This window comes from Brevibacillus sp. SIMBA_040 (assembly GCF_046535075.1).
Classification (GTDB): Bacteria; Bacillota; Bacilli; order Brevibacillales; family Brevibacillaceae; genus Brevibacillus.
The window spans coordinates 1-326 of record NZ_JAWRXI010000105.1 but is presented as its reverse complement, the minus strand read 5'-3'; the positions used below and the strand labels follow the sequence as shown (position 1 = coordinate 326).

General features: G+C 69.3%; 1 pseudogene. It reads right to left on the bottom strand.

Annotated features, from left to right (window positions below):
• Positions 1-326 (bottom strand): annotated as a pseudogene (locus SB752_RS32155) (aminomethyl-transferring glycine dehydrogenase subunit GcvPB); the annotation flags it as partial.

Below are 326 nucleotides of genomic sequence, written 5' to 3'. Positions count from 1 at the left end.
GCGAGGTGCGGGCCGACCGCGACCGCGCCGACGCCCGGGCCGCCGCAGCCGTGCGGGATGCAGAAGGTCTTGTGCAGGTTCAGGTGCGACACGTCGCCGCCGAACTGGCCCGGCGCGGTGAGGCCGACCATCGCGTTCATGTTCGCGCCGTCGACGTACACCTGGCCGCCGTGCGCATGGACGATCTCGCAGATCTCGCGCACGTTCTGCTCGAACACGCCGTGCGTCGACGGATACGTGATCATGATCGCCGCGAGGTCGTTCGCGTGCTGCTCGGCCTTCGCCTTGAGATCGGCGATATCGACGTTGCCCTGCGCGTCGCACGC